28 protein-coding genes are annotated in these 26,020 nt (G+C 68.5%); 6 read left to right on the top strand and 22 right to left on the bottom strand.

The features are described from left to right. Window positions 1-61 precede the first annotated feature (61 nt). Window positions 62-229: a hypothetical protein gene (locus ABIC44_RS11820; RefSeq protein ID WP_354295602.1), complete on the top strand. Its 168-nt coding sequence runs from the start codon at window positions 62-64 to the stop codon at window positions 227-229. A 108-nt stretch (window positions 230-337) separates the two neighbouring features. Here the strand turns inward: ABIC44_RS11820 and ABIC44_RS11815 are convergent, their stop codons facing one another. The 3 genes from ABIC44_RS11815 to ABIC44_RS11805 form a co-directional block, all read right to left on the bottom strand. Continuing rightward, window positions 338-976 carry a sigma-70 family RNA polymerase sigma factor gene (locus tag ABIC44_RS11815; RefSeq protein WP_354295601.1) on the bottom strand — a complete coding sequence of 213 codons (639 nt, stop codon included), beginning with the start codon at window positions 974-976 and terminating at the stop codon, window positions 338-340. Window positions 977-1,094: 118 nt separating this feature from the next. Then, on the bottom strand, window positions 1,095-1,232 hold the full coding sequence (locus tag ABIC44_RS11810) for a hypothetical protein (RefSeq protein ID WP_307103430.1): 138 nt from the start codon (window positions 1,230-1,232) through the stop codon (window positions 1,095-1,097). Window positions 1,233-1,295: 63 nt separating this feature from the next. Continuing rightward, complete coding sequence (locus tag ABIC44_RS11805) at window positions 1,296-2,096, bottom strand: response regulator (RefSeq protein ID WP_183951702.1); 801 nt, start codon at window positions 2,094-2,096, stop codon at window positions 1,296-1,298. Here ABIC44_RS11805 and ABIC44_RS11800 point away from each other — a divergent pair. The 4 genes from ABIC44_RS11800 (at window position 2,095) to ABIC44_RS11785 (ending at window position 4,542) form a co-directional block, all read left to right on the top strand. After that, on the top strand, window positions 2,095-2,289 hold the full coding sequence (locus ABIC44_RS11800; RefSeq protein ID WP_354295599.1) for a hypothetical protein: 195 nt from the start codon (window positions 2,095-2,097) through the stop codon (window positions 2,287-2,289). The two genes, ABIC44_RS11805 and ABIC44_RS11800, sit on opposite strands and share 2 nt — an antisense overlap. A 71-nt stretch (window positions 2,290-2,360) precedes the next feature. Next, on the top strand, window positions 2,361-2,516 hold the full coding sequence (locus ABIC44_RS11795; protein WP_354295597.1) for a NepR family anti-sigma factor: 156 nt from the start codon (window positions 2,361-2,363) through the stop codon (window positions 2,514-2,516). Window positions 2,517-2,528: 12 nt separating this feature from the next. Beyond that, window positions 2,529-4,121 carry a sensor histidine kinase gene (locus ABIC44_RS11790; RefSeq protein ID WP_354295596.1) on the top strand — a complete coding sequence of 531 codons (1,593 nt, stop codon included), beginning with the start codon at window positions 2,529-2,531 and terminating at the stop codon, window positions 4,119-4,121. Between the two features lie 286 nt (window positions 4,122-4,407). Continuing rightward, entirely contained in the window at window positions 4,408-4,542 is a 135-nt protein-coding gene (locus ABIC44_RS11785) for an entericidin A/B family lipoprotein (RefSeq protein WP_007405456.1), read from the top strand. A gap of 226 nt (window positions 4,543-4,768) precedes the next feature. Here ABIC44_RS11785 and tatC read toward each other — a convergent pair whose 3' ends face one another. The 8 genes from tatC to argS form a co-directional block, all read right to left on the bottom strand. Continuing rightward, window positions 4,769-5,551, bottom strand: a complete 783-nt coding sequence (gene tatC, locus ABIC44_RS11780; protein WP_354295595.1) for a twin-arginine translocase subunit TatC — start codon at window positions 5,549-5,551, stop codon at window positions 4,769-4,771. Then, complete coding sequence (gene tatB / locus ABIC44_RS11775) at window positions 5,548-6,006, bottom strand: Sec-independent protein translocase protein TatB (protein WP_354295593.1); 459 nt, start codon at window positions 6,004-6,006, stop codon at window positions 5,548-5,550. Before tatB ends, tatC begins: the two co-directional genes overlap by 4 nt. A 29-nt stretch (window positions 6,007-6,035) precedes the next feature. Next, window positions 6,036-6,272, bottom strand: coding sequence for a Sec-independent protein translocase subunit TatA (locus tag ABIC44_RS11770; protein WP_007405493.1), 237 nt, complete (start codon window positions 6,270-6,272; stop codon window positions 6,036-6,038). A 141-nt stretch (window positions 6,273-6,413) separates the two neighbouring features. Beyond that, complete coding sequence (scpB, locus tag ABIC44_RS11765; protein WP_309693391.1) at window positions 6,414-7,019, bottom strand: SMC-Scp complex subunit ScpB; 606 nt, start codon at window positions 7,017-7,019, stop codon at window positions 6,414-6,416. Then, window positions 7,016-7,741, bottom strand: a complete 726-nt coding sequence (locus ABIC44_RS11760) for a segregation and condensation protein A (protein WP_307103417.1) — start codon at window positions 7,739-7,741, stop codon at window positions 7,016-7,018. Before ABIC44_RS11760 ends, scpB begins: the two co-directional genes overlap by 4 nt. Window positions 7,742-8,043: 302 nt before the next feature. Further along, the gene (locus ABIC44_RS11755) at window positions 8,044-9,048 is read right to left on the bottom strand and encodes a glycoside hydrolase family 3 N-terminal domain-containing protein (protein ID WP_354295591.1); all 1,005 of its coding nucleotides are present in this window, start codon (window positions 9,046-9,048) and stop codon (window positions 8,044-8,046) included. Window positions 9,049-9,100: 52 nt separating this feature from the next. Beyond that, the gene (locus ABIC44_RS11750; RefSeq protein ID WP_354295589.1) at window positions 9,101-9,844 is read right to left on the bottom strand and encodes an SPOR domain-containing protein; all 744 of its coding nucleotides are present in this window, start codon (window positions 9,842-9,844) and stop codon (window positions 9,101-9,103) included. Then, window positions 9,844-11,568, bottom strand: coding sequence for an arginine--tRNA ligase (gene argS / locus ABIC44_RS11745; RefSeq protein ID WP_354295587.1), 1,725 nt, complete (start codon window positions 11,566-11,568; stop codon window positions 9,844-9,846). The genes ABIC44_RS11750 and argS overlap by 1 nt, the downstream gene beginning before the upstream one ends. Window positions 11,569-11,792: 224 nt before the next feature. Between argS and ABIC44_RS11740 the strand changes: the two genes are divergently transcribed. Continuing rightward, entirely contained in the window at window positions 11,793-12,089 is a 297-nt protein-coding gene (locus tag ABIC44_RS11740) for a hypothetical protein (RefSeq protein ID WP_307103408.1), read from the top strand. A gap of 363 nt (window positions 12,090-12,452) precedes the next feature. Here ABIC44_RS11740 and ABIC44_RS11735 read toward each other — a convergent pair whose 3' ends face one another. The 11 genes from ABIC44_RS11735 to ABIC44_RS11685 all read right to left on the bottom strand — a co-directional run bounded on the left by ABIC44_RS11735 (window position 12,453) and on the right by ABIC44_RS11685 (window position 25,978). Beyond that, entirely contained in the window at window positions 12,453-12,638 is a 186-nt protein-coding gene (locus ABIC44_RS11735; RefSeq protein WP_354295585.1) for a hypothetical protein, read from the bottom strand. 192 nt (window positions 12,639-12,830) lie between these two features. Further along, window positions 12,831-13,997, bottom strand: coding sequence for a deoxyguanosinetriphosphate triphosphohydrolase (locus ABIC44_RS11730; protein ID WP_354295584.1), 1,167 nt, complete (start codon window positions 13,995-13,997; stop codon window positions 12,831-12,833). Next, a complete protein-coding gene (locus ABIC44_RS11725) occupies window positions 13,994-16,039 on the bottom strand; it encodes an SPOR domain-containing protein (protein ID WP_354295583.1) in 2,046 nt (681 codons plus the stop codon). Before ABIC44_RS11725 ends, ABIC44_RS11730 begins: the two co-directional genes overlap by 4 nt. A gap of 357 nt (window positions 16,040-16,396) precedes the next feature. Continuing rightward, window positions 16,397-17,914 (bottom strand): cell division protein FtsZ, encoded by a 1,518-nt coding sequence (gene ftsZ / locus ABIC44_RS11720; protein ID WP_354295582.1) that lies wholly within the window; start codon window positions 17,912-17,914, stop codon window positions 16,397-16,399. 119 nt (window positions 17,915-18,033) lie between these two features. Then, entirely contained in the window at window positions 18,034-19,293 is a 1,260-nt protein-coding gene (ftsA, locus tag ABIC44_RS11715) for a cell division protein FtsA (RefSeq protein ID WP_307103401.1), read from the bottom strand. A gap of 7 nt (window positions 19,294-19,300) precedes the next feature. Beyond that, complete coding sequence (locus tag ABIC44_RS11710; RefSeq protein ID WP_307103399.1) at window positions 19,301-20,254, bottom strand: cell division protein FtsQ/DivIB; 954 nt, start codon at window positions 20,252-20,254, stop codon at window positions 19,301-19,303. Next, window positions 20,251-21,183 (bottom strand): D-alanine--D-alanine ligase, encoded by a 933-nt coding sequence (locus tag ABIC44_RS11705; RefSeq protein ID WP_354295581.1) that lies wholly within the window; start codon window positions 21,181-21,183, stop codon window positions 20,251-20,253. The genes ABIC44_RS11710 and ABIC44_RS11705 overlap by 4 nt, the downstream gene beginning before the upstream one ends. 169 nt (window positions 21,184-21,352) lie before the next feature. Next, entirely contained in the window at window positions 21,353-22,240 is an 888-nt protein-coding gene (gene murB / locus ABIC44_RS11700) for a UDP-N-acetylmuramate dehydrogenase (protein ID WP_354295580.1), read from the bottom strand. Then, the gene (murC, locus tag ABIC44_RS11695; protein WP_354295579.1) at window positions 22,237-23,652 is read right to left on the bottom strand and encodes a UDP-N-acetylmuramate--L-alanine ligase; all 1,416 of its coding nucleotides are present in this window, start codon (window positions 23,650-23,652) and stop codon (window positions 22,237-22,239) included. Before murC ends, murB begins: the two co-directional genes overlap by 4 nt. Beyond that, on the bottom strand, window positions 23,649-24,800 hold the full coding sequence (gene murG, locus ABIC44_RS11690) for an undecaprenyldiphospho-muramoylpentapeptide beta-N-acetylglucosaminyltransferase (RefSeq protein ID WP_354295578.1): 1,152 nt from the start codon (window positions 24,798-24,800) through the stop codon (window positions 23,649-23,651). The genes murC and murG overlap by 4 nt, the downstream gene beginning before the upstream one ends. After that, window positions 24,797-25,978, bottom strand: coding sequence for an FtsW/RodA/SpoVE family cell cycle protein (locus ABIC44_RS11685; protein ID WP_307104767.1), 1,182 nt, complete (start codon window positions 25,976-25,978; stop codon window positions 24,797-24,799). The genes murG and ABIC44_RS11685 overlap by 4 nt, the downstream gene beginning before the upstream one ends. Window positions 25,979-26,020 lie beyond the last annotated feature (42 nt).

The following is a 26,020-nucleotide window of genomic DNA, read 5'->3' as shown; positions in this document are numbered from 1 at the left end:
AGGTTAACGAAGCAGCTTCACAATTTTTGCAACCTGTCAAGCCCTCATCCGTTATGATGGCATGACGAGCACAGAAGCATGGACCGGACCTATCCATATCGTTCCCGCCCCCCGGCGGGTGGACGATATCGGCTGCGCGTTGCGCGCCGCCTTTTCCGATCCGTTGCGCCTGCCCGACCATTGGGTCCGCCTGCTCGCGCGACTGGACGAATCCGCCCAACGCCACTGATCCGACCGCGATGCTCGGGCTGGTATGCCATGTCGGCCCGGCCCCAGGTCATGAAAACGGCCGCCCTACCCCATCGGGCAGAGCGGCCGGAAAATTCGTCGGGTTGGCTTAGCGGCCGCCGCTTAGCTGGTCGACATCGCCCATGATGCTGTCGAGCGCGGTCTTGCTGCTGTCGGTTTCGTGCAGGCGACGCGAGGGCAAGGCGCCTTCGCTCAGGATCGCCTCCAGCGCGACGCGGCCCCGTGCGACCCGGCTCTTGATCGTGCCGACCGCGACGTTGCAGATTTCCGCCGCTTCCTCATAGGCGAAGCCACCCGCGCCGACGAGGATCAGCGCCTCGCGTTGCGGCTGCGGCAGGTGCATCAGCGCACGCTGCATGTCGCCCAGCTCGACATGACGGTCCTGGCTGGCGGGGGCCGCGAGGATGCGGTCGGCGACCAGATCGTCCCACTCGCCCTTGAAGCGCGCGCGGCGCATCTGCGAGAGATAGAGGTTACGCAGGATGATGAAGGTCCAGGCCCGCATATTGGTGCCCGCCTGGAACCGCTTGCGCGCCGCCCAGGCCTTGAGCAGCGTTTCCTGCACCAGATCATCGGCCAGATCGCGGCTGCCCGACAGCGAGCGCCCGAATGCGCGAAGATGGGGAATCACGCGCGCCAGCTCGGTCTTGAACTCGGAATCGGACAGGGCGACGTGCTCGACGGGGGCGTCGACCTCGATATCGTCCTGCATCAGTGGCTGCGTCATGAAAATCCGATCGTCGGAAGCGGCCGCATGCGCGACCGTTTCGAAATATAGGGTTGGGGGCCCAAAATTGCCAGCCGGTCCAAAGCTATAATGGACCCGCCCAGAGGCCGTATCGCGATCAGCGGAGCACCAGCCAGGCAAAGATCGCGATGACCAGCACCAGCGATATGGGCAGGATGTACCGCGTCACATGCGGGGTCGATCCTGCCCTCGCGTCTTCCTTGGAGACATGGATGGGATGTTCGGGATCAGCCATGTCCACCTCAACGCCTATCGACCGTTTTGGGTCCGTAACCGATGATCTTTCGTCCTGGCGACCTTACTCGGCCGGAACGGTGCTCTGGTCGAAGAACAGCGCCTGGCTGATCGCCGCCTTCACCGTCGACCGCTGGAACGGCTTGGTGATGAGGAAGGTCGGCTCGGGACGCTCGCCGGTCAACAGACGCTCGGGGAAGGCGGTGATGAAGATCACCGGCACCTCGAACTCGGCCAGGATGTCCTTGACCGCGTCGATACCCGAACTGTCGTCGGCCAGCTGGATGTCGGCCAGCACCAGGCCGGGCCGGTCTTCCATCGCCAGCGCCACCGCCTCGTCGCGGGTCACGGCGACGCCGGTCACCTCATGCCCCAGGTCGCGGACGATCGTCTCGATATCCATCGCGATGATCGGCTCGTCCTCGATGATGAGGACGCGGGCGCGGGTCTGCTTCTCGATCTCGGCCAGCGCCTCGGATACGAGATTCTCGACCTCGCTCGGCTCGACATCGATCAGATAGGCCGCGTCCTCGGGCGTGAAGCCCTCCATCGCGGTCAGCAGCAGCGCCTGGCGCGACAGCGGGGTCATCCGCGCCAGCCGGGCGCGCGCCACGCCCTCATTGCCGTCGGCATCGACGCCGTCATTGTCCAGTTCGTCGTAATTGGCCGACGACCAGATGCCCTGGAACATGCGGTAAAGGCCCAGGCGCGGATCGACGTCGCGCGGAAACTGGTCGGGGGCCGCGACGATCGCCTCCAGCGTGGCGCGGACATATTTGTCGCCGTGCATCTGGCTGCCGGTCAGGGCCCGGCCATAGCGCCGCAGGAAGGGAAGATGGGGCGCAAGCTGCTGTCCAAGCGACATGGGTAATGATCACTCCCTGAGGTATTCGCGAAAGCCTGATGTGCTGGCCGCCGCGCGTGTTTTCAATGCCGTTTTCTCCGAAATCCCCGATCGACGCGCCGCATGGACGTCCGTCCGGTTTTTTCGTATCGCATCGGGAACCAACCAGATCGAATTTGGTTTCATCGCCACATCAACTATGGCTCTGGCGTAACGCCGACCGGCGGCGCGATTGGGTCGCCATTGCGTCGGTTGCCCCGCTAGTGGGTCGTGCAGGGGGATATTTTGAGTTTGGGCAACAAGACCAAGAAGACGCCTTCCTCGACGCCCGAAAACGGTGGCGAGAAGGATGCCGGCTCGGCCCTGCGCCAAGCATATCAGAAGACCGTCGACGAAAAGATTCCTGACGAGATGCTTGACCTTCTCAGCAAGCTGGACTGACGATCCGGCCGCATGGCCAACGCCCCCATCATTCCCGCCCCGGCTAACCCCGTCGAACGCCCCCCGGTCCCGGCACCGCGCCTGACCACGGGCGCGAAGCTCGTTCTGGTGCTGGGCAGCACGCTGCTGATCCTGGCGGCCATCGCGGTCTTTGCCACGTTGCAGACGACCCGGCTGGCCGACAGCGAGGCGAGCGGCCGCCTGCGCATCGCCGCGAACGAGGATGCGCGCGCCATCGCCACCGAACTGGTCGGCGACATGACCGCGCTGCGCGTCGCGGTCCGTGCGCTGGGCCAGGACCCGCTCGACATGCCCAGCTGCGCCCGCGCCCAGGGTGTGTTCGCGCAACAGTCGATGACCGGCGCGCGCTTCCTCATCACCGACCGGACGGGCAAGACGCTGTGCGGCGACCCGCTGCCCGCCGCGCTGCCGGTGCTGGCCGACGGATCGCCGATCGGCGCCGATATCCTGGCCGGACAGGGCCTGGTCCTGTCGGTCGTGCATCAGGACGGCCGGACCCAGGCGCGCGCCTTCTTCCCCCTGCCCTTCCTGCGCACGCTGATTGACCAGAGCAATCACACCAGCGCGGTCGCATCGGTGATCGAGCTGGACGGCGAATCCCTGCCGCTGGCCAGCCTGCCCGGCCGGGGCGCGCTCGGGCGGATGAAGTCGATCCGGACCGAGCTGGGCATTGGCGGCCTGGTGCTGCGGACCTCGGCCCCCAGCGCGCCGATCACCTCCTCGCTGATCGTCGCGCTCGCGCTGCCGCTGCTGATGTGGCTGGCCGCCGTGGTGCTGGGCTGGTTCATCGTCGACCGCCTGCTCATCCGCCCCCTGCGCCAGCTGCGCGGGATCGTCGCCGCCTATCAGCCGGGCGAGACGCTCGACATCTCGCAGGTGGAGGCCGCGCCCGCCCAGGAAATCCGCGACCTGGCCGATACGTTCGAGGCGATCACCCAGACGGTCGCCACCCACGAGGCCGGACTGGCCGAAGGGCTGGTCCGCCAGACCAAGCTGACCCGCGAAGTCCATCACCGGGTGAAGAACAATCTCCAGGTCATCTCCAGCCTGATCAACTTCCACGCGCGCGGCGCGACGGGGCCGGAGGCGATGGCCGCCTATTCCTCGATCCAGCGACGCGTCGATGCGCTGGCGGTGGTGCATCGCCACCACTTCGCCGAGCTGGAGGAAAATCGCGGGCTGAACCTGCGGACGATGATCGGCGAGCTGGCGGCGAACATCCGCGCCACCGCGCCGGAGAACGCCGCCGGGATCGGCATCTCGCTCGACGTCGCGCCGCTTCTGGTGAACCAGGACGTGGCGGTCGCGGTCGCCTTCCTCGTCACCGAGACGATCGAGCTGGCGATGAATTGCGACCCCGCCGCGCAGATCCGCGTCGCGGTCAAGCCCGCCGAGCAGGAAGGCCGCGCGGTTGTCCGCGTCGTATCGCGCGCGCTGGTCGAAACCGACGAGCTGCGGCACCTGATCGGCAAGCGCTATGGCCGGGTCATGGAGGGGCTGGCGCGGCAGCTTCGTGCGCCGTTGCACCATGATCCGCTGACCGGCGCCTATGAGATTTCCATCGCGATCGTCGGGCGCGACTGAAAAATCGGCGAAAAAGATTCGCAACTGCGAAAAAGCCGGGAACCCTTGCCCCGGCAGAGGGTTCTGCTCTTCGGATAGCGAACTTATGCCCCCCCGCTCTCGCTATCCAAGCCATAGGCCTGGAAGCGTCCACCCTCCCCCCCCCCGGTGACGCTTCCAGGCCTTAATCTTTTCCGCAGTCCGAGACTCCGCCGCTTCGCCGCCCGAGTCGCCACCCGTGACAGGGCCGGAACGAATGCCGTGTTGACGCATTGGACGCGCAAGGATTTCACAAAGGAGACTGAGAATGCGTAAGCTCATGGGTCTGGCAATCGTCGCCGGTGCGTTGCTGGTCAGCGCATGCAACACCGTCGAGGGCGTGGGTCGCGACGTGAGCTCGGCGGGCAACACCGTCGCCAAGACGGCGGACGACGCCAAGTAAGCCCTTCACCCGGCTGAAGACAGGAAAGGCCCTGGCGGTTTCGCCGGGGCCTTTTTTGTTGGGGTTCAGTCTGTGGCCTTCGACTTCGCTCAGGCTGAACGCCGTTTGGGGCCTTGGAGCCCTTCCCTCGCTCCGTTCAGCCTGAGCGAAGTCGAAGGCCAAGCGAGCACCAAAGAAAAAGGCCCCGGTTCTCACCGAGGCCTTTCCAGAACCATCCACATCGACATCACGCCCCCGCATCGGCTTCCTCTTCGGGCACCTGTCTGGCCCGGCTCCGTTCGGTGAACCAGATGCCGATGATCGCCAGTTCGTAGAGGATGATGAGCGGCACCGCGAGCAGCACCTGCGACATCAGGTCAGGCGGGGTCAACACCGCCGCGATCGCGGTCGCCGCCACGATCGCATAGCGCCGCGCCCCGATCAGCTGCTTGCGCGTCACGATGCCCGCCCGCTCCAGCAGCATCAGCAGCACCGGCAACAGGAACGCCAGGCCAAAGGCGAACAGGAACTGCATGATGAAGGACAGGTAATTGCCGATGGCGGGCAAGGCCTCGCGCCGCACGCCGCCGACGACCCCGTCAAAGCCCAGCAGGAAATGCAGCGCCATCGGGATGGCGATATAATAGGCCATCGCCGCGCCCATCAGGAACAGCACCGGCGTCGCCAGCAGGAAGGGCAGCAGCGCGCGCTTTTCCTTGCGGTACAGCCCCGGCGCGACGAACTGCCACAGCTGGTTGGCGATCACCGGAAAGGCGATCATCATCGCGGCGAAGAAGGCGACCTTCACCTGAACGAAAAACGCCTCGAAAATCTCGGTATAGACCAGCTTGCCCTGCCCGGCCGCCAGCAGCGGCTTGGCGAGGAAGCCGAAGATCGACTCCGAGAAATACATCGACACGCCGAAGCCCAGCGCGATCGCGACGATGCAATAGAGCAGCCGACGACGAAGCTCGATCAGATGGTCGAGCAGGGGCGCGCGGCTGGCGTCGATCTCGTCATGGTCGGTCACGACGCCGCCCCTTCATTGGGGCGCGGGGCCGGATGCGCGGCGGGATCGGCGGGCGCGGGGGCGACGACGGGCTTCTCGACCATCACCGGCCGATCGCTGTGATCCTCGTGCGCGGACGCGTGGGGGTCAGACAAGGCGGCGTCGGGCAAGGCGGGGACGGGCGCGGCGTGATCCGGCACCGTGTGATCGGGCGCGGGATCGACGACCGGCGGCACCTCGGCGGCATGCTCGCGCATGATCCGCTCATTCTCCGCCGCCCAGCGCTTTTCCATTTCCTCCAGCTCGGCCTCGCGGACCATATTGTCGAAGCCCTGCCGGAACTGGCGCGAGACGCCGCGCGCCTTGCCGACCCAATAGCCGACGACGCGCATCGCCTTGGGCAGATCCTTGGGACCGATCACGACCAGCGCGACGATGGCGACGAGCAGGAACTCGCTGGAGTCGATATTGAACATGGACGTCCGGTATCAGCTGGCGGACGCGATCAGCGATCGTCGCGCACGCGCTCGCCATCACGGTCGAAGGCGGGCTCGGCCGACTTCTGCGCCTCGATCCGGGCGGACGGCTTGGCGGGCTTTTCGTCCTCTTCGGCCATGCCCTTCTTGAAGTTCTTCACACCCTTGGCGACATCGCCCATCAGGTTGGAGAAGCGGCCGCCGCCGAGCAGAAGGATGGCGACGATCGCGAGGACGAGAAGGTGAATCGGGCTAAAGCTGCCCATGGCACGTCTCCTGGGAATTCATGGTCTATCTAGGCCTTGGCATCGCCAGCGGCAATGGTTCAGCGATGCGTGCAAAGCCCCGAACGGGGAGCAAGGAGCCGTGCCGCCTCATTGTGACGTGGGCGTGACGCAAAGAAAAGCTCAATCGCCCTCCGGCGACGCATCGGATGCGGCCTCCTCCTCATCCTCCAGCCGCTCCAGCGCCAGATCGACGGGATCGAGCAGCCCGGCCGCGCGCAGATCCTCCAGGCCGGGCAGATCGCGCCGGCTGGTCAGCCCGAAATGCTGGAGAAAAGCGGGCGTCGTGGCATAGATCAGCGGCCGCCCCGGCACCTCGCGCCGCCCCGCGGGCCGCACCCAGCCCGCCTCCATCAGCACGTCCAGCGTCCCCTTGGAAATGGCGACGCCGCGGATCGCCTCGATCTCGGCGCGGCTGACGGGTTCGTGATAGGCGATGATCGCCAGCGTCTCGATACCCGCGCGCGACAGGCGGCGCATCTCCTCGCGGTCGCGGCGCAGCAGATGGGCGAGATCGGGCGCGGTCTGGAAATGCCAGCGGTCGCCGCGCCGCACCAGCGCGATCCCGCGCCCGGCATAATGCGCCTCCAGCGTGTCCAGCGCGGCACGGATGTCGGCCGCCCCCTTCGTCACGCCGACATGGGCGCGGATCGAATCCACGCTCATCGGCTCGGGCGAGGCGAACAGCACCGCTTCCACCGCGCGGACGGTCGGATCGATGGCGCTCATCGCGGCTGGCGTACCAGAAGCGGCGCGAAGGGCGCGGCCTGGCGCAGCTCGACCTTGCCCTGCCGCGCCAGTTCCAGGACCGCGAGGAAGCTGGACGCCAGCGCCGAACGCCGCAGCCTCTCGCTGCCGTCGGGCAGGAACGTCTCGATCGCCGACCAGTCGATCCGGCTGCCGACCAGCATCGACACGCGGTCCAGCGCCGCCTCCAGCGTCATCACCTGCCGGTCCGCGACGACATGCATGACCGGGCGGGTGCGCGCGTTGATCCGGCCATAGGCGGCGATCAGGTCATAGAGCCCGGCCTGCCACTGCGCCTTGCGCTGCACCGCCAGCCCCTCGGGCGCGCCGCGCGCGAAGACGTCGCGGCCCAGCCGGTCGCGCGCCATCAGCCGCGCCCCCACCTCGCGCATCGCCGCCAGCCGCTCCAGCCGGAGTTGCAGCCGCAGCGCCAGGTCCTCGGGGTCCGGCTCCTCCTCGGGCTGGCGGGGCAGCAGCAGCGAGGATTTGAGATAGGCCAGCCACGCCGCCATCACCAGATAATCGGCGGCCAGTTCCAGCTGCATCCGCCCCGCCCGGTCGATGAAACGCAGATATTGCTCGACCAGCGCCAGGATCGAAATCTGCCGCAGATCGACCTTTTGCGAACGCGCCAACGACAGCAACAGGTCGAGCGGCCCTTCCCACCCGTCCAGATCAAGCGTCAGCTGTTCCCCCGTCATCATGCGCCAGCTTAGCGGCGATGCGAAGCCATGGCGAGACGGGCGGGGTTTATCTTTCCAAAGCGGAAGGGGGGCCGAGCGTCCACCCCTTGCGAAGTGCGGCCCCGTGCATCGCTTGGAAAGGAATTGGGAAACCGGCCCATCGCCACCCCGATCCTCCCCAAGCCTGCTTGGGGAGGGTGACCATCGCATAGCGATGGTGGAGGGGCGCCGTCGCAGACGGCGGCTGACGCCGCCACCCCTCCACCACGCCCTGCGGGCGCGGTCCCCCTCCCCATCTTCGATGGGGAGGATCGGAGGGGCTCCTATTCCGCCAGCGCCAGCAGCGCGTCGCGGCGCGCGATCAGTTCGGCGAAATCGCCCTCCCCCGGACCGACACTCGCCATCGCGCGGTTGAGCCGGGCGCGGGCCGCGTCGGTGATGGCGGGCACCCGGCCCGCAATCTCGACCATCTCATCCATCCGCGCCCAGCAATCGAGCACGAGGTCGCATCCCGCCGCCAGCGCGCCTGCCGCCTTCTCGCCCGCCGTACCGCTCAGCGCCTTCATGTCGATATCGTCGGTCATCAACAGCCCGTCGAACCCGATCCGCCCCCGGATGATCCGCTCGATCACGGTCGGCGACAGCGTCGCGGGGCGCTCGGCGTCCCAGGCCTCGAACACGATATGGCTGGTCATGCCCATCGGCGCGGCAGCCAGCGTGCCGAAGGGTTCGAGATCGACCGCCAGCTCCGCTTCGCTCGCGGTGACGGTGGGCAGGAGGTGATGCGAGTCGACCAGCGCGCGGCCATGGCCGGGCATATGCTTGACCACGCCGACGACGCCCGCCGCCGCCAGCCCCTCGAGCATCGCACGGCCGAGCGCCGCGACCTGCATCGGCTCGGCACCGTAAGCGCGGCAGGCGATCGCCTCGGTCGTATCCGGCTGCATCACGTCGAGCAGCGGCGCGCAATCGACGCTGATCCCGACCTCGCGCAGCATCAGGCCCAGCGCCTGGCCATTGGCGCGCATCGCCTGGATCGCCGACATCGGCGCGGTCTCGTACAACCGGGCAAAGACCGGCCCGGCGGGGAAAGCAGGCCATTCGGGCGGCCCCATGCGCGCGACCCGGCCGCCTTCCTGATCGATCAGGATCGCCAGATCGTCACGCCCCGCCAGCGCGCGCAAGCTGTCGGTCAGCGCACGGACCTGCGCCCGGTCGACGATGTTGCGCTTGAACAGGATATAACCCACCGGTTCGACCGCGGCGAAGAACGCCCGCTCGTCGGGGGTCAGCACCGGGCCCGACAGGCCGAAAATGACGGGGATCATGAACGCACACTCCGGCCCCTTCCCCGCATGGGCGGGAAAGGGGCGTGATGGATCAGCTGGCGACGAAGCAGCTCTCGCCCGCCACGCGCAGGCGACCGCAGATATCGGCGGCCTGGTTGGCCGACCCGGCATTCACGCGCAGGCGGTAGAGGGTCTTGCCGTTCGACGCGACCGGCTGGACCACCTTGCCCAGCGCGCCGACATAGGAAAAGCGCTTGGAGAAGCGGTCCCATGCGGCATTGGCCGAGGATTCGCTGGGATAGGCGCCCAGCTGGACCATCGACCCGCTGCCGGTCGCGGCAGCCGGGGCGGGCCGCGCCGCCGCCACGGGCGCGGGCGCGACCAGCCTGCCGCCCGATTCGGGCACCTGCGCCACGGCATTGCGGCCGCCATTGGGCTCGGCGGGCTTCTGGACGACGCGGGTGCCGTTCATCGGCGCCTCGGGCACGGCGCGCAGGTCGATCGCGCCGGTGCCGCCGGGCTTGCCCGCGCTGGTGGCGATCGCGGTATTGCCCTCGCCCTTGACCTTCAGCCCGCCCGGATCGGCCGGACGCACCTTATAGTCGCCCTCGGGCGCGGCGATGATCGCACCGTCGCCATCGGCGGCGGCGGTGTGCGCCTGCCACTTGTACAACGCGAAGCCGATAAAGGCGAGAATGGCGAGGCCCAGGATGACCAGCGCCACGACCTTGCCGATGCCGACGCCCTCGGGCTCGTCCGCCTCGACGGTTTCCAGCCAGGGAAGACGATCGTCCTCCTGTTGGTCATAGCCGCGCAGGTCCATCTCGTTCGCCATCACTTCATCTCCGACACGGCCTCGACGCCCATCAGCGCCAGGCCGTTGCGGATAATCTGCCCGATCCCTTCGCTCAGGAAAAGCCGCGCGCGCGTGACATCGGGATTCTCCGCGATCAGGAAGCGGCGATCGACCCGGTCGTTGCCGACATTCCATGCGGCATGGAAGGCCGCCGCCAGGTCATAGAGATAGAAGGCGATGCGATGCGGCTCGCGCGCCGCCGCCGCCGTCTCGACGATGCGCGGGAATTGCGCGGCCAGCTTCACCAGCGCCAGATCCTCGGTATCGAGCAGCGACAGGTCGGCGGTGCCGCCCTCGATCCCCGCCTCGGCCGCGCGGCGCTTCAGCGAGGCGATGCGGGCATGGGCGTATTGGACGTAGAAGACGGGATTGTCCTTCGACGCCTCGACCACCTTGGCAAAGTCGAAGTCCATCTGCGCATCGGCGCGGCGGGTCAGCATGGTGAAGCGCACCACGTCCTTGCCGACCTCGCGCACGACATCGGCCAGCGTGACGAAATTGCCCGCGCGCTTCGACATCTTCACCGGCTCGCCACCGCGCAGCAGGCGGACCATCTGGACCAGCTTGACGTCGAACTTGGTCTTGCCGCCGGTCAGCGCCTCGACCGCCGCGACGATCCGCTTGACGGTGCCCGCATGGTCGGCGCCCCAGATGTCGATCAGCTGATCGGCGGACTGCGCCTTCTGATAGTGATAGGCCAGGTCGGCGCCGAAATAGGTCCAGCTGCCGTTCGACTTCTTGATCGGGCGATCCTGATCGTCGCCGAACTGGCTGGAGCGGAACAGCGGCAGCTCGACCGGCTCCCAATCCTCGGGCGTCTCGCCCTTGGGGGCTTCCAGCACGCCATCATAGACCAGGCCGCGCGCGCGCAGCTCGGCCTCGGCCGCCTCGGGCTTGCCCGCCGCCTGAAGCTCGGCCTCGGAGGAAAACAGGTCGTGATGGATGCCGAGCAGCGCCAGATCCTCGCGGATCATCGCCATCATCGCCGCCACCGCGCGGGTGCGGAACAGGATCAGCCATTCGCCCTCGGGCGCGTCGACATAGGCGTCGCCGAACTCGGCGGCCAGCGCCTCGCCCACCGGCTTCAGATACTCGCCCGGATAGAGCCCCTCGGGAATCTCGATCGTCGCGCCCAGCGCCTCGCGGTAGCGCAGATGCGCCGAACGGGCGAGCACGTCGACCTGGCCGCCCGCATCGTTGACATAATATTCGCGGATGACCTTGTGGCCCGCAAATTCCAGCAGCGTGGCGAGCGCATCGCCCACCACCGCGCCCCGGCAATGGCCCATATGCATCGGGCCGGTCGGGTTGGCCGAGACATATTCGATGTTGACCGTCACGCCGTTCCCGCGCGCCGAGCGACCATAATCGCCCCCCGCCTGCGGGATCGCCGCCAGTTCGTCGCGCCAGGCGGCGTCGGTCAGCCGCATGTTGAGGAAGCCCGGCCCGGCGACCGCGACGCTGTCCACCTCGTCCAGCTTGCCCAGTTCGGCGGCCAGCGCCTCGGCCAGCGCGCGCGGGTTGGTCCCGGCGGGCTTGGCCAGCACCATCGCGGCGTTGGTGGCGAGGTCGCCATGCGACGCGTCGCGCGGCGGCTCGACCGTGACGTTGCGGCGATCCAGCCCGCCGGGCAACGTGCCGGCGGCAACCAGCGTGTCCAGCGCCGCATCGATATGCGCGGCAAAGCGGGTGTAGAGGGTCATCGCATCGTCCGATCGGGGATAGGAAAGCGTTGCGCTCTAGCGAAATCGGGCGCGCGCTTCAAATCATGCTTGGCGGGCGGGCCGGGCGGGCGATTGCGCGCAGTGCATCCATGCCCCAGCCCTTTGCAGTTGCCGTCCATGCTGCGCCGCAATAACTCGGTATACGAAAGTTACAGCGCGAGAGGACCTGATCCGGCTCAACGCAAAAAGCGGGAGTTTCGATCATGCGCAAGACCATTCTGATCCTGGCCGCGGCCGTCGCCGCCATCCCCACCGTCGGCGCGATCGCCGCCGAGGGCGAGCAGCGCTTCGTTCACGAAGGCCAGACCTATGTCTACACCCGGTCGACCGAAAACGGCAATCCGGTGATCCAGGGCCGTCGCTATCCGGGCGGCGAGCCGTTCCGCTTCGTGGTGAAGGGCCACCGCGTGACCGGCACGACCGGCACCACCCAGGTCGCCTTCACGACCGACGAAGCCCGTGGCGCACTGGGCGCAGGCGTCGAGACCAGCGCTCGCTGATCTCCGCCTTACGGCTTGAAAGAAACGGCCCGTTCTTCCGATGGGAAGAGCGGGCCGTTTCCTATTCGGGACGACCGACAGGCGTGTTCACGCACCGCTGATCTTCTGTCCCGAATGCCCGCCCTCCTTGTCCGATTTTCCGGAAGCGGTCTTCTTCGCGCCGGTGCCTGTGCCACCGCCTCGCCCGGTCCCCAAGCTGCCACGCGCGCCGTCTCCGCCTTTGGCCGTAACCGCTCCGGGATTACCGCCTGCGCCCTTCTGTGCCATGATCGATCTCCTGTCCAACCGATCAAGAACAGGACCGAACCCCGGCACGTTCCATTTAATTTCAGTTACTTAGATTACATTGAGCTGGTGCGATCCTCAGTGGGTAAAGTCGCGTACGTCATAGTGGCTGAAGCGTCGCCCCGCCCGGCGATCACGCCATGCCTGCAGCTTCATCATGAAGTAGACCAGGATCGCCGGAACCACGGCCAATGGAGCGTAGACCAGGAGCAATCCCAAATCGCACAGTCCCCCATAGCTGAGAAGGGTCAAGGGGAAGGCCATGCGAATCCATATTCGCCACCAATAGAGATCGTGATCGGACCGGAATGGCGGCGGTCCCGCACGGCTCGCTTAGGCGGCCGGATCATGTGCAGGTCTTCGAGATCGCAACCAACTGGTCGAGCGCTGCCGCATGACGGCACGATAGCGCTTGTCAGGCCTCGATTGCCACCAATCCCGAACACCGCCTTCCGGTCAGAAGCCGTCCGGCAGGTCGATCGCGCCGATCACCTCGCGATAGCACCGCACCGCATAACGGTCCGTCATCCCCGCGATGAAGTCGGCGATATGCCGACTCCGCGCCGGTTCGTCCTCGGGCAAGCGCTCACGCCATTCCTCAGGCAGTTGCGCGGGGTCGGCGCGATAGGCGGCGAACAGGCCCTGGACGATGCCGTGCGCCGCGTCCGCCGCCGCCAGCTGGCGCGGGTGGTGGTAGAGATTGGCGTACATGAACCGCTTCAGGTCGCGCTCCTCGGCCCGCATCGCGTCCGAGAAGCCGACCAGCGCCCGGCCCGCCGCGCGGACATCGGCGACGTCCCCCACCCCGCTATCGGCGATGCGCGCCCGCGTCTCGGCGACGAGGTCGTTGACCATCACTCCGATCTGCGAACGGATCAGCTCGCTCGCCAGCCTCTTGGGTGCGACATCGGGGAATTGCGCCCGCGCCACGTCCCACCCGCGCGCGACCAGCGGCACGCTCAGCAACTGGTCGAGGGTCAACAGCCCCGCGCGTAGGCCGTCGTCGATATCGTGATTGTCATAGGCGATATCGTCCGCCAGCGCCGCAACCTGCGCCTCCAGCGAGGCATGGCTGTCCAGGTCGAGCGGAAAGCCCGCATCCGCCTCGCGCAGCGCCCAGCCGGGGTGGCGGACCGGGCCGTTATGCTTGGCCAGCCCCTCCAGCGTCTCCCAGCTGAGGTTCAGCCCGTCCCAGCGGGGATAGGGCCGCTCGATCGCGGTCAGGGTGCGCAGCGTGTGGCCATTGTGATCGAACCCGCCATGATCGGTCAGCGCCGCCTTCAGCGCGTCCTCGCCCGCATGGCCGAAGGGCGGGTGGCCGATGTCATGCGCCAGGCACAGCGCCTCGGTCAGATCCTCGTTCAGCCCCAGCGTCCGCGCGATCGTCCGCCCGATCTGCGCCACTTCCAGGCTATGGGTCAGGCGGACGCGGAAATGGTCGCCATCGGGCGCCATGAACACCTGCGTCTTGTGCCGCAGCCGCCGGAAGCTGATCGAATGGATGATCCGGTCGCGGTCGCGCTGGAACGCGTCGCGCGGGCCGCGCTCCAGCCCCTTGGCCTCGTCATGGCGACGGCCCCGGCTCCGATCGGGATAAGCGGCCCAGGGGGCGAAGCGGCTCACTTCGCGTCGAGCCGCGTCACCGCCTGCCCTGCGTCGCTGGTCACGGGGAAGGCCGAAACCCCCTTCTTGGCCAGTTGATTGACGAAGGCCCGCGCCTCCGCCTCGGTCTTGAACGGGCCGGTCAGGACCCGGTGGGTCGCGCGCAGTGGGGTCTTGTAGCCCTTGCGCGCGGCGAACAGCTCGGGGGCCTTCGCCTTGGTCGCGGCCCAGGCCTTGGGCAGATCATCCTCGTTCGCGCCGCCCGCGACCTGGACCCAGATGCGCTCGGGATTGGCCCTGGCGCGCTTCTTCTCCTCGGCGGCTTCCTTGGCTTCGGCCGCCTTCTTCTCCGCCTCGGCCTTTTTGGCGGCGAGCGCCTTCTTCTCGGCGGCCGCCTTGGCCGCGGCGGCCTTGCGCTCGGCGGCGGTCGGCGTCTTGCTTTCCTTCGCGGCGGGCTCGGCGGCCTCGCTCGCCTTTTCGCGCGCCTGGTGATCGCGATCGGCCTTGGCGCGAGCTTCGGCCAGGACGCGCTGCGCCCCGCCCGATACCGGCGTGTTGGCGGCGACCACCGCCGGACGCTCGGGCCCTTCGACCCCCAGTTCGGAGGCGGGGATGGAAAGATTGGCGACGATCCGTGCCAGCACCGAATCCTCGCGCAAGGCGTGCGAGGCGGCGAGCGAGGGGCGACGCGCCGCCGTGCGGGTCGGGCGCGACGGCGGAGTCGGTTCGCTAGTCTCGACCGGGATCGGCTGGACCATCGGCGCGGTCTCGGCCTTGGCGAGCTGGACCGGCGGGGCGGCGGGCGTCGGCTCGGGCGTGGTCGGAACCGCCTGGACCATCTGGACCGGCGGCGCAGTGACCGGTGCGGTGGCAACCGGCGCCGTGGCGGGCGCGGGCAGGGGCTGGATCATCGGCCGTGCGGGCTCGGCGGTGGCCAGCGCGACGGGGGCCGTGGGCGCGGCGGCCGGTTCCGCCGGGCGCGCGGCGGGCGCGGTCGGCAGCGCGGAGGTGAAGCCCGGCTGCGGCTGGACCGGGCGCATCGGCGAGGCGGCGGCCACGACCCGGTTCGTGTCGGGCAAGGGCTGGATCATCGCGGTCGACGCGGTGCGGACCGGAGCGGGAAGCGCCGCCGTCGCAACGCCGGGATCGCGGCGCGACGAACCGCGACCGCCACGGCGGCGCTCGTCGCGTGCCGTCGCCTGCTGCACCGGCGCGGGCGTCGCCACCGTCGCGGAGGCCAGCGCGACGGGCGCATCCGGGGTCAACACCGGCAGGCTGGGGGCCAGCCGGGCGTCCGCCAGCCGTTCGGGCGTGGCGCGCGTCTCGCCGAAATGGACGGCAAAGGCCCGGTCGGTGGCGGGCAGCGTCGGCAGACGCTGGAAAAAGGGTTGCAGCCCCTGCGCTAGCTGGGCGGGCATCATCGTGCCCGCGATGCGCGTCGCTTCGGGCAGGTCGCCCGCCATCGCCAGGATGAAGGCGCGGGCGCGCCACGCCGCGCGGTCGGTCTTGCGGAGCAGCGGATCGAGTTCCTGCAATGCCCGCTCGCGCTGGCCCGAAATGCCCAGCGACAGCGCATAGCGGCGGACGATCTCGTCATTCGGCTCGCTCGCCAGGGCCAGCCGATAATCGCGCTGCGCCCGCACCTGATCGCCGACCAGATCATAGGCCAGACCGCGATCGGCGGCGAACTTCGCCGGGGCCAGTCCCGCCGTCTCGGCCTGCGCGAAGTAGCGCAGCGCCTCGCCCGGTCGCTCGGACCGGACCAGGATCGATCCCATCCCCGCCTTGATCCGGGGATCGCGCGCATCGACCTTCTCGGCGCGGGCGAACAGCGACGCCGCGCCCGACAGATCGTCGAGGCGGATCGACAGCTCGCCCGCCTCGATCAGCGCGTCGATGTCGCGCGGGTTCTGCGCGACGCGGCGCATCACATCGCCCAGCCGGTCGGCATCGGTCGTGCCGGGAAGCGGCTGGACCATGGCCTGTGCCAGAAGCGGAACGGGGGCCGATGCGAGCATCAGGGCGAGCGCCAGCGAAGCGCGGGAAAGATAGGGGAACGTCATGGGACCGATCCGCATAAAGCGCGTTTTGCCGTGCACGGCAATGCCCTTCCCGCCCCCGACGCGCCCGATCGCTCCACGCCGTCGACCAACAGGCGCGGCGACCGACCGCCGCCCCGGCCAAGGCTGGGGCCTTTTGGGTCACCGGGCCGAGGCGTGACATCTCGAATACTCGGCACGCGACACCCCAGCGCCGTCGCCCGGCAAAGGCCCGGCCTTTCGCTGCGGGGTCGGGGTTCGGGACGATCCCCGCTTCACCGGCATGACGGATGAAAACGGCGTCGCGGGTCCGCCGCCCAACGAAAAAGGCCCGCGCGAACGGATCGCGCGGGCCTCTCGTCCATCCCTTGCGGGACGGGATTACTGGTTGTTCTGCCGGTGCAGGAAACGCGGAATGTCGAGCGACGAGTCGCCGCCCTGCGCATTCTCGTCACGCTGCGCACCCCGTGCGGCGTTGGACATGCGCTCGAACAGCGTGCCGCCCAGCTTCACGCGCGGCGCGGGCTGGGCCGGAGCCTCGCCCGCTTCGCTGCCCGGGGCCAGCCAGCGGCGACGGGCATCGTCGCCACCCGCCGCCGGGGCGGCCGGGCTCGCGGGCGTGGCGGGCGCTGCGGACGGCGCCGGGACCATCGTGTCCGCGCCCAGCACCAGCTCGTCTTCCTCGGTCGACTTGGCAGCGGCAGGCGCAGCGGCGGCGGGCGCCGGGGCGGGCTGTGCCACCGGGGCGGGTGCCGGAGCGGCGGCGACGGGCTGTTCGACCGGTGCGGGCGGGGTCACGCTCGCCTGCGGCGCGGGTGCCGGGGCGGCGGGCTCGCTGGGGCGATAGCTGGGCGTGTCGTCGGTCTTGCGCGCCATGCCGCCCATGCTGAAGCCGCTGCGGTTCGACTCGCTGGGCGATGGCGCGACCTTCACCTCGGCGTCGATGCCGGTGGCGACCACCGACACGCGGATGCGGCCTTCCAGCTCGGGGTTGAAGGCCGAGCCCCAGATGATGTTCGCGTCCGGATCGACCAGCTCGCGGATATGGTTCGCGGCCTCGTCCACCTCCAGCAGGCGCATGTCGTCGCCGCCGGTGATCGAGATGATGACGCCCTTGGCCCCCTGCATCGACACGCCGTCGAGCAGCGGGTTGGCGATCGCCTTCTGCGCCGCCTCGATCGCGCGATTGTCGCCGGTCGCCTCACCGGTGCCCATCATCGCCTTGCCCATCTCCTGCATCACCGAGCGGACGTCGGCGAAGTCGAGGTTGATGAGGCCCGGCATGACCATCAGGTCGGTGATGCCGCGCACGCCCTGCTGCAACACCTCGTCCGCCATCGCGAACGCCTCCTTGAAGGTGGTGTTGGCATTGGCGATCAGGAACAGATTCTGGTTGGGGATGACGATCAGCGTATCGACGTACTTCTGCAGCTCCTCGATGCCGCCATCCGCCGACTTGGCGCGACGATTGCCCTCGAAGGCGAAGGGCTTGGTCACCACACCGACGGTCAGGATGCCCATGTCACGCGCCGCCTTGGCGATGACCGGGGCCGCACCCGTGCCGGTGCCGCCGCCCATGCCCGCCGCGATGAAGCACATATGGCTGCCCTCGAGCAGCTTCGACAGGTCGTCGATCGTCTCTTCGGCGGCCGCGCGGCCGATCTCGGGACGGCTGCCGGCACCCAACCCTTGCGTGATCTTGGCGCCCAGCTGGATACGCTGCGGCGCGATCGACTGCTTCAGCGCCTGCGCGTCGGTGTTGGCGACGAGGAAATCCACGCCCTGCACCTCGGCGCGCATCATGTTCGCGATCGCGTTGCCGCCGGCACCGCCGACACCGATCACCGCGATGCGCGGCGTCAGTTCGTCGACCTCGGGTGCGATGAATTCGATGCTCATCCCAATATTACTCCGCCGTTCCCGGTCGATACGCTAAGACCGGGCCCCTGATTGATCGTTAGTGCACCAGAGGACTGCCCGGTGCCAACATAAAACCGTCCAGTTTGGAAGGCTTTTCGTTAATAATTGGCCTTTGCCGCCTGAATTAACCGCCGGAACAGCCCCATGCCGCTCGGCCGGTGCACCGTCTGGTTGACCGGAGCGATGCTGCGCAGGTCGATCGGATCGGTCGCGGCATAGAAAGCCAGACCCGCGAGCGTCGCGAAAGCCGGGCCGCCATGCGCATCGGGCAGACCGGCCAGCCCGCGCGGCCGGCCGATGCGGACCGAGCGGCCCAGCGCCTGCTGCGCATAGTCGGCGATGCCCTTCAGCTCCGCGCCGCCGCCGGTCAGCACGACCTGGCGCCCCACCGGCCCCTCGAACTTCAGATGCTGGAGCGCCTTGCGGATCTCGCCCATCTGATGCTCCAGCCGCTGGCGGATCACGCCGATCAGCTGCGCCTTGGTGATCTGCATCGTGTCGCCGCCATCCTCGGCGGAGATGGGCGTGACCTGGATCATGTCGTGATTGTCGCGCGGGGACGCGTTGGCCGAGCCGTGGAAACACTTCATCCGCTCGGCCATCTGCCGCCGCGTCCCGAAGGCGGACGCCACATCGTCGGTGATATCCGCCGCCCCCATCGGCAGCGAGCACAGCCCGACCAGCATGCCCCCGGCGAACAGCGAGACATTGGTGATCCCCGCCCCCATCTCGACCAGCGCGACGCCCAGTTCGCGCTCCTCGTCGGACAGACAGGCCAGCCCCGTCGCGACCGGCGCGGCGATGATCGACTTCACCTCCAGATGCGCCGAGCGGACGCACAGGTCGAGGTTGCGCACCGGCGAGCCGTCGGCGGCGACGACATGGATATGCACGCCCAGCCGGTCGGCATGCAGCCCCAGCGGCTTCTTCACCCCGGTCAGCCCGTCGAGCGTGTAGAGCGCGGGCTGCGCGTGCAGCACCATCCGCCCCTGCGGATCGATCGAGTTGCGCCCGGCCGCCAGCAGCGCGTCGATATCGCCCTGTTCGACCTGATGCCCCCCCAGCTCGAACTCGACCTCGGCCACGTCGGACACCAGCCCCCCGGCCGAGAAGCCGACCCAGACATTCTCGATATTCAGGCCCGCAATGCGTTCGGCCTGTTCGACCGCCTCGCGCACCGCCGCCTCGGTCGCGCCCATATCGGCGATATAGCCGCGCTTGACGCCCCGACTCTCGCGCTGGCCGGTGCCCAGCACGATCAACTCGCCGCCATCGCCCTTCCGCGCGATCAGGGCGGACACCTTGGACGATCCGATGTCCAGTGCGGTAATCAGTCCCTCGGGTGCGATCTTCGCCATGCCCCTGTTACCCCTGTGATGTCCCGTCGACCGCCGCCGCATCCGCGCCGTTCCCCGGTCCGACGTCGCCCGCCATGCCCCCGGCCTTCGCCGGATCGGCCAAAGCGTGATTCTGATTCAAACCGGGCCTGCGCGCAACCAGCTTTGCAGGATCGCGCATGTCGAACCGCAACCAGCCGCGCCCCAGCAGCGGCCGCGATCCGTCCATCGCCGCGAACTTCATCAGCGCAGCCGGTGCGCCGTCCTCGGGCAAGGCCAGCGTCTCGCCGCTGTCGAAGGTCAGGTCCCAGCGGCGATTGCCGATCCAGGTCGCGGCCTTCACGCGCGGCTTCAGCGCAGGTGCGGCGGACAGCAGTGCCTGATAGCCCGGCTCCTGCAAATTCGCGCCCGGCCCGATGATCAGCGGCAGGTCGGGCATCGCCTCGGGCCGCACCGGTTCCAGCAGCACGCCGCCCGCATCGATCAGGGTCAGCTGGCCATTGTCCTGCCACACCGCCGCCGGACTCCGCTCCTCGATATCGACGAGCAGCGTGTCGGGCAGACGGCGCGAGACATGCGCGTCCTTGATCCAGCCGTAACGGAGCAGCTTGGCGCGGACATCCTCCAGATTGACGAGCGGCATCGCCCGGCTCTGCTGGTCGAGCGCGACGGCATAGACCGTCATCCGGTCCATCCGCTTCAGGCCCGTGACCTCGATCTGCTGGACGCGGAAACCGGCATGGCCCGCCTGTTCGGCGATAGCGGTGCCGATCATGCCGGGCACCCCGACCCAGGTCGCCAGCGCCAGCGCCGCCGCGCCCGCACCGCCCAGGATCGTCCAGGTCACGGCCTTCTTGACCGTCTCCTCGCTGACCGGCAGCTTCGCCAGCAACCGTTCGGAGAGCGTCGCGCGCTTGACCGGCTGGCGACGACGCGGCGCCGGGCGGCGGGGCGAGGTGCCGCGCTTGATCGTCCGGCTCATCCCGCCTGGTCCTTGTACCAGTGGACCGCCTCATCGACGATCGCCTGGACCACCGCGTCGTAATCCATGCCGACATGGCGGCCCTGTTCGGGCACCAGGCTGAGCGGGGTCATGCCCGGCTGGGTGTTGACCTCCAGCAGGAACAGCCCGTCGACGCCGCGTTCATCGTCCCAGCGGAAGTCGGAGCGCGAGGCCCCGCGACAGCCCAGGATGCGGTGCGCCTCCAGCGCCAGCGACTTGCACGCCTCGGCGATCTCGTCCGGGATCTGCGCGGGGCAGACATGCTCGGTCAGGCCGTCGGTATATTTGGCGTCGAAATCGTACCAGCCATTTTTGGGCTTCAGCTCGGTCACGCCCAGCGCGCGGCCGCCCAGAACGGCGGTGGTGAGCTCGCGGCCCCGGATATAGGGCTCGGCCAGCAACTCCTCGAACTCGGCCCAGGGCCCCGCCCCATCACGGGCGATCGGGTTGCCGTGGTTGCTGGTGTCGGTGACGATCGCGACGCCGACCGACGAGCCTTCATTGACCGGCTTCAGCACATAGGGGCGCGGCAGGGGATCGCCGGCGAACAGCTCTTGCGATTTCACGATCCGGCCGCCGGGCATGGGGATGCCGTGCGGGACCAGCGCCTGCTTGGTCAGCACCTTGTCGATCGCGATGACCGAGGTGGCGAGACCCGAATGGGTGTACGGAATGCCCATCAGGTCGAGCATCCCCTGCACCGTGCCGTCCTCGCCCGGCGAGCCGTGCAGCGCGTTGAAGACGAGGTCGGGCTTGACCTCGACCAGTTTCGCCGCGACGTCGCGGCCCATGTCGATCCGGGTAACGCGGTGGCCGTTCCGCTCCAGCGCATCGGCGACGCCCGCCCCCGACATCAGCGACACCGGCCGCTCCGCCGACCAGCCGCCCATCAGTACGACGATATGCATCACGCGATCCTTGTTGTTTGCGTGGGATCTTCTTCATTCCTCCCCAAGCGTAGCTTGGGGAGGGGGACCAGCCGCAGGCTGGTGGAGGGGCAAGCCCCTCGCCCCTCCACCACCGCTTCGCGGCGGTCCCCCTCCCCATCTACGATGGGGAGGATGGAGGTGGCGGCCTTCACTTCGCCACCCCGACGCGCTGGATTTCCCATTCGAGGCAAACCCCCGACTGGGCCTTCACCCTGGTCCGGACTTCCTCGCCCAGCGCCTCGATCTCCGCCGCCGTGGCGCCGCCGAGGTTCAGCAGGAAGTTGCAGTGCTTCTCCGACACCTGCGCATCGCCCAGGGTCAGCCCGCGACAGCCCGCCGCATCGACCAGCGCCCAGGCCTTGTGCCCGTCGGGATTCTTGAAGGTCGAGCCGCCGGTCTTGGAGCGCAGCGGCTGCGACGCCTCGCGCGCGGCGGCGATGCGGTCCATCTCCGCCTGGATCGCCTCCGGCTCGGCGGCATGGCCCTGGAAAACCGCCTCGACCACCACCGTCCCGTCCGTCAGGTTGGAGTGGCGATAGGTATATTCGAGATCGGCGACACCCAGCGTCTCGACCGTGCCGTCGCGGCGGACGACCGTGGCGGAGACCAACACGTCCGCGACCTCACGGCCATAGGCCCCGCCGTTCATCCGCACGAAGCCGCCGACCGTGCCGGGGATCGAGCGCAGGAATTCCAGCCCGCCAATCCCTGCATCGCGCGCATTGGACGAGACGAGGATGCCCGACGTGCCGCCGCCACAGGTGACGAGATGCCCCTCCCCTGCCCGCGCATAGCTGAACGGCTTGCCGAGCCGCACGACCACGCCCGGCACACCGCCGTCGCGCACGATCAGGTTGGAGCCGAGGCCCAGCGCCATCACCGGCACGTCCGGCGCAAGCGCGCTCAGGAACGCCGACAGGTCATCGACGTCCCTGGGCTCCAGCAGATATTCGGCCGCTCCGCCCGCCTTGAACCACACCAGCGGCGCCAGCGGCGCTCCGGGGGTCAGTCGGCCGGCGGTATCGGGCAGGGTCATCGGCGCGCCTCGATCGCGCTGGCCAGACCCGCCGCCCATTTGGTGATGTCGCCCGCACCCAGGCAGACGATCATGTCGTCCGCGCGGATCGAGCCCGCCAGTTCCTCGGCGAGCGCATCGGCATCGGCGACGGTCGCGGTCGAACGATGCCCGCGCCGCTTCAGTCCCTCGACCAGTGCCTGCGCATCGACATCCTCGATCGGCTGTTCGCCCGCCGCGAAGACCGGCGTCACCAGCACGCGGTCGGCATCGTTGAAGGCGGTCTGGAACTCCTCCATCAGATTGCCGAGCCGGGTGAAGCGGTGCGGCTGCACCACCGCGATGACACGGCCCCGCGCGCCCTCGCGGGCGGCGGCGAGAACCGCGCGGATCTCGACCGGGTGGTGGCCGTAATCGTCGATCACGGTCACCGTGCCGCCGTCCACCGCGATCTCGCCGACCTTGGTGAAGCGCCGCTTCACGCCACCGAACTGACCGAAGCCCTGCTGGATGGTCGCGTCCTCGATGCCCAGCTCCAGCGCGACGCCGATCGCGGCCAGCGCGTTCTGGACATTGTGGCGGCCGGGCATGGGCAGTTCGATCCCCTCGATCGAGCGGCTGGAGCCGTCGCGGTTGCGGATGATCGCCTCGAACCGGTTGCCGCCGGGGATGGGCGTGACGTTGACGCCGCGCACGTCCGCCTGCGCCGAAAAGCCATAGGTCACGACGCGCCGGTCGCGCACGCGCGGCAGGATGTTCTGCACCTCGGGGTGATCCAGGCAGAGCAGCGCCGCGCCGTAGAAGGGGACGTTCTCGACAAACTCGACGAACGCGTCCTTCACCCGGTCGAACGAGCCATAATGGTCGAGATGCTCGGGATCGATATTGGTCACGACCGCGATCGTGCCGTCCAGCCGCAGGAAGCTGCCGTCGCTCTCGTCCGCCTCGACCACCATCCAGTCGCTGGCGCCCAGACGCGCGTTGGAGCCATAGCTGTTGATGATGCCGCCATTGATGACGGTCGGGTCGACACCGCCCGCATCGAGCAGCGCCGCGACCATCGAGGTGGTCGTCGTCTTGCCATGCGTGCCCGCCACCGCGACGGTGGATTTCAGCCGCATCAGCTCGGCCAGCATCTCGGCGCGGCGCACCACGGGGATGCGGCGCTCCAGCGCGGCTTCGACTTCCGGGTTCGACCGGGTGATCGCGGTCGAGGTGACCACCACCGCCGCATCGCCCAGATTGTCGGCACGGTGGCCGATGGCGACCGGAATACCCTTGTCCCGCAGGCCCTGCACCACATAGCCCTCGGCCACGTCCGAACCCTGCACGCGGTAGCCGAGATTCTTCATCACCTCGGCAATGCCCGACATGCCGATGCCGCCGATGCCGACGAAGTGAATCGTGCCGATATCCGTGGCGACGCCCTTCATGCGCCCATCCCTGCCAAATTCCGTGTCCTTTGCGATTTGCCCACCGGCAAGACCATGCGCGGCGCGTCGAGGCTTTCGACCAGATCGGCGAGGTCGCTCGCCGCTTGCGGTCGGCCACAGCCCCGCGCCCGCCCCGCCGCATTCTCCAGCGCCGCCGGGTCGAGGCCCAGCTTCTGCATCTGCTTGGCCAGTTCGACCGGCGTGAAATCCTTCTGCGCGATCGTCCGCGCGCCGCCCGCCTTGGTCATCTCGCGCGCATTCACCGTCTGGTGATCGTCGGTCGCGGAGGGCAGCGGCACCAGGATCGCCGGGCGTCCCGCCACCGTCAGCTCGGCCAGCGTCGAGGCCCCTGCCCGGGCGATGACCAGATGCGCCCAGGCCAGCTGTTCGGGCAGGTCGGGCAGATAGGTGGCGAGTTCGGCCGGAATCTCATGCTCGGCATATTTGGCGCGCACCGCGTCGATATCCTCGATCCGCGCCTGATGCGTCACCTGCAACCGCCGCCGGAAGGTGACGGGCAGCATGGCCAGGCCATCGGGCACCACCTTGGACAGGATGCTCGCCCCCTGGCTGCCCCCCGTCACGAGGACGCGGAAGATGCCGTCCTCCTCCAGCAGCGGATAGGGCCGCGAGCGGAGCGCCAGAACCTGGTCGCGCACCGGATTGCCGATCAGCCGGGTCTTGGCCGAATGCTTGGCGCTCAGCCGCTGCGTGTCCTCATAGGACAGCGCGATCGCATCGACCTTCCCCGCGACCAGCCGGTTGACCCGGCCCAGCACGGCGTTCTGCTCGTGGATCGCGGTGGGGATGCCTTCCGCGAACGCCGCCAGCAAAGCGGGCATCGCCGGATAGCCGCCAAAGCCGATGACGGCGGCGGGGCGGAAGGTGCTGTACAGCTCGCGCGCCATCGCCCGGCCGCGCCACATCTCGCGCAGCGCCTTGGCCCAGCCGACCGGCCCGCCCGCAAAGCGCCCGGCGGGCAGGACATGGGTCTGGATATCCTCGAACAGCCCCGGAAAGCGCACCCCGCGCGCATCCGATACCAGCGCCACGCGGTGGCCGCGCCGGGTCAGTTCGGCCGCCAGCGCGGCGGCGGGGACCATATGGCCGCCGGTACCCCCGGCGGCGAGGACGAAGTGACGGCTCATTGCCCGCTCCACCTGACTACATAGGGGCTGCGCGTCAGGAACGGATTGCGCCGGGTGAATGCCAGCAACAACCCCATCCCGATCGACAGCGCGATCATCGACGAGCCGCCATAGCTGATGAACGGCAGGGTCATCCCCTTGGACGGGGCCAGCCCCGTATTCACCGCCATCGAGATCAGCGCCTGCGCGCCGAACTGCACGGCAAGGCCCGATGCGGCGTAGAGCTTGAACTCGTCCTGTTCGTCAAGCAGCTTCACGAACACCCGCACCACGATCGCCAGGAAGACCAGCGCGATGATCGAACAGGCGATCAGCCCGAACTCCTCGCCGATCACCGAGAAGATATAGTCGGTATGCGCTTCGGGCAGGCCGAACTTGGCCGTGCCGCCGCCGGGGCCGGTGCCGGTCCAGCCGCCCGCGGTCAGCGTGTTATGCGCGGCATTGACCTGGAAATGGTCGGCCGCGCCCTCGCCGTCGACATCGGGGAACAGGAAGGCGTTGATGCGGTTCCGCGCCACGCTGTAGAACATATAGGCGGTGACCAGCCCGACCGGCGCCATCGCCCCGATCGCCAGCATCACCTTGAGCGGCGTGCCCGAAATCATCAGCAGCGCGACCCAGACCAGGCAGAAGACGATGGTCTGCCCGAAATCGGGTTGCAGCATCAGCAGGCCCGCGACCAGTCCGGTCATCCCCATGGTGATGAGCGTGGCGGGCAGATCACGCTCCTTGGCCTTCAGCGACAACAGCCAGGCGGTCGTCACGATGAACATCGGCTTCAGGAATTCGGACGGCTGGAACTGCGCGATGCCGAAGCCGATCCAGCGCCGCGCGCCGTTGATCTCCACCCCGATAAAGGGAGTCACCGCCAGGATCGCGATCAGGATCCCCGTCCCCAGCACCGCCATGCGCCGCGCGGTGACGACCGGCAGCATCGAGACGCCGAACAGCACGGGCAGCGAGACGCCGACCCACATCACCTGTCGCCAGAAATAATAGAGCGGGGCGAATTTGCGGTGCTCGCCCGAATAGCGCATCGCGGTCGCCGGGCTGGCGGCCGCGACCGCGACCAGGCCGATGGCGATCAGGAACAGGGTGAGCAGCAGCAGCACCCGGTCGATATCCCAGAACCAGGTGCCCAGCGGCGAACGATCGCCGCGCCCGCCCCGGCCCTTCATCGATCCGATCAGGCCGGGACGCGGGCCTGGCTTGGGTGCCCG

Source organism: Sphingomonas sp. 1185, assembly GCF_040544655.1.
In the GTDB taxonomy this organism is placed as follows: domain Bacteria; phylum Pseudomonadota; class Alphaproteobacteria; order Sphingomonadales; family Sphingomonadaceae; genus Sphingomonas.
Note: the sequence above shows the minus strand (reverse complement) of the source record. Positions and strands in the feature narration are given on the sequence as shown.

Excerpts from the sequence above, each read along its gene's own strand:
- ABIC44_RS11815 (WP_354295601.1), bottom strand. The coding sequence starts at position 976 with ATGACGCAGCCACTGATGCAGGACGATATCGAGGTCGACGCCCCCGTC.
- ABIC44_RS11820 (WP_354295602.1), top strand. The coding sequence starts at position 62 with ATGACGAGCACAGAAGCATGGACCGGACCTATCCATATCGTTCCCGCC.
- tatB (WP_354295593.1), bottom strand. The coding sequence starts at position 6,006 with ATGTTCAATATCGACTCCAGCGAGTTCCTGCTCGTCGCCATCGTCGCG.
- ABIC44_RS11810 (WP_307103430.1), bottom strand. The coding sequence starts at position 1,232 with ATGGCTGATCCCGAACATCCCATCCATGTCTCCAAGGAAGACGCGAGG.
- argS (WP_354295587.1), bottom strand. The coding sequence starts at position 11,568 with ATGACCCTCTACACCCGCTTTGCCGCGCATATCGATGCGGCGCTGGAC.
- ABIC44_RS11770 (WP_007405493.1), bottom strand. The coding sequence starts at position 6,272 with ATGGGCAGCTTTAGCCCGATTCACCTTCTCGTCCTCGCGATCGTCGCC.
- ftsA (WP_307103401.1), bottom strand. The coding sequence starts at position 19,293 with ATGGCGAAGATCGCACCCGAGGGACTGATTACCGCACTGGACATCGGA.
- murG (WP_354295578.1), bottom strand. The coding sequence starts at position 24,800 with ATGAGCCGTCACTTCGTCCTCGCCGCCGGGGGTACCGGCGGCCATATG.
- ABIC44_RS11685 (WP_307104767.1), bottom strand. The coding sequence starts at position 25,978 with ATGAAGGGCCGGGGCGGGCGCGGCGATCGTTCGCCGCTGGGCACCTGG.
- murC (WP_354295579.1), bottom strand. The coding sequence starts at position 23,652 with ATGAAGGGCGTCGCCACGGATATCGGCACGATTCACTTCGTCGGCATC.
- ABIC44_RS11790 (WP_354295596.1), top strand. The coding sequence starts at position 2,529 with ATGGCCAACGCCCCCATCATTCCCGCCCCGGCTAACCCCGTCGAACGC.
- ABIC44_RS11740 (WP_307103408.1), top strand. The coding sequence starts at position 11,793 with ATGCGCAAGACCATTCTGATCCTGGCCGCGGCCGTCGCCGCCATCCCC.
- ABIC44_RS11785 (WP_007405456.1), top strand. The coding sequence starts at position 4,408 with ATGCGTAAGCTCATGGGTCTGGCAATCGTCGCCGGTGCGTTGCTGGTC.
- scpB (WP_309693391.1), bottom strand. The coding sequence starts at position 7,019 with ATGAGCGCCATCGATCCGACCGTCCGCGCGGTGGAAGCGGTGCTGTTC.
- ABIC44_RS11750 (WP_354295589.1), bottom strand. The coding sequence starts at position 9,844 with ATGGCGAACGAGATGGACCTGCGCGGCTATGACCAACAGGAGGACGAT.
- ABIC44_RS11735 (WP_354295585.1), bottom strand. The coding sequence starts at position 12,638 with ATGGCCTTCCCCTTGACCCTTCTCAGCTATGGGGGACTGTGCGATTTG.
- murB (WP_354295580.1), bottom strand. The coding sequence starts at position 22,240 with ATGACCCTGCCCGATACCGCCGGCCGACTGACCCCCGGAGCGCCGCTG.
- ABIC44_RS11705 (WP_354295581.1), bottom strand. The coding sequence starts at position 21,183 with ATGCATATCGTCGTACTGATGGGCGGCTGGTCGGCGGAGCGGCCGGTG.
- ABIC44_RS11725 (WP_354295583.1), bottom strand. The coding sequence starts at position 16,039 with ATGACGTTCCCCTATCTTTCCCGCGCTTCGCTGGCGCTCGCCCTGATG.
- ABIC44_RS11760 (WP_307103417.1), bottom strand. The coding sequence starts at position 7,741 with ATGATGACGGGGGAACAGCTGACGCTTGATCTGGACGGGTGGGAAGGG.
- ABIC44_RS11755 (WP_354295591.1), bottom strand. The coding sequence starts at position 9,048 with ATGATCCCCGTCATTTTCGGCCTGTCGGGCCCGGTGCTGACCCCCGAC.
- ABIC44_RS11800 (WP_354295599.1), top strand. The coding sequence starts at position 2,095 with ATGGGTAATGATCACTCCCTGAGGTATTCGCGAAAGCCTGATGTGCTG.
- ABIC44_RS11805 (WP_183951702.1), bottom strand. The coding sequence starts at position 2,096 with ATGTCGCTTGGACAGCAGCTTGCGCCCCATCTTCCCTTCCTGCGGCGC.
- ftsZ (WP_354295582.1), bottom strand. The coding sequence starts at position 17,914 with ATGAGCATCGAATTCATCGCACCCGAGGTCGACGAACTGACGCCGCGC.
- ABIC44_RS11710 (WP_307103399.1), bottom strand. The coding sequence starts at position 20,254 with ATGAGCCGGACGATCAAGCGCGGCACCTCGCCCCGCCGCCCGGCGCCG.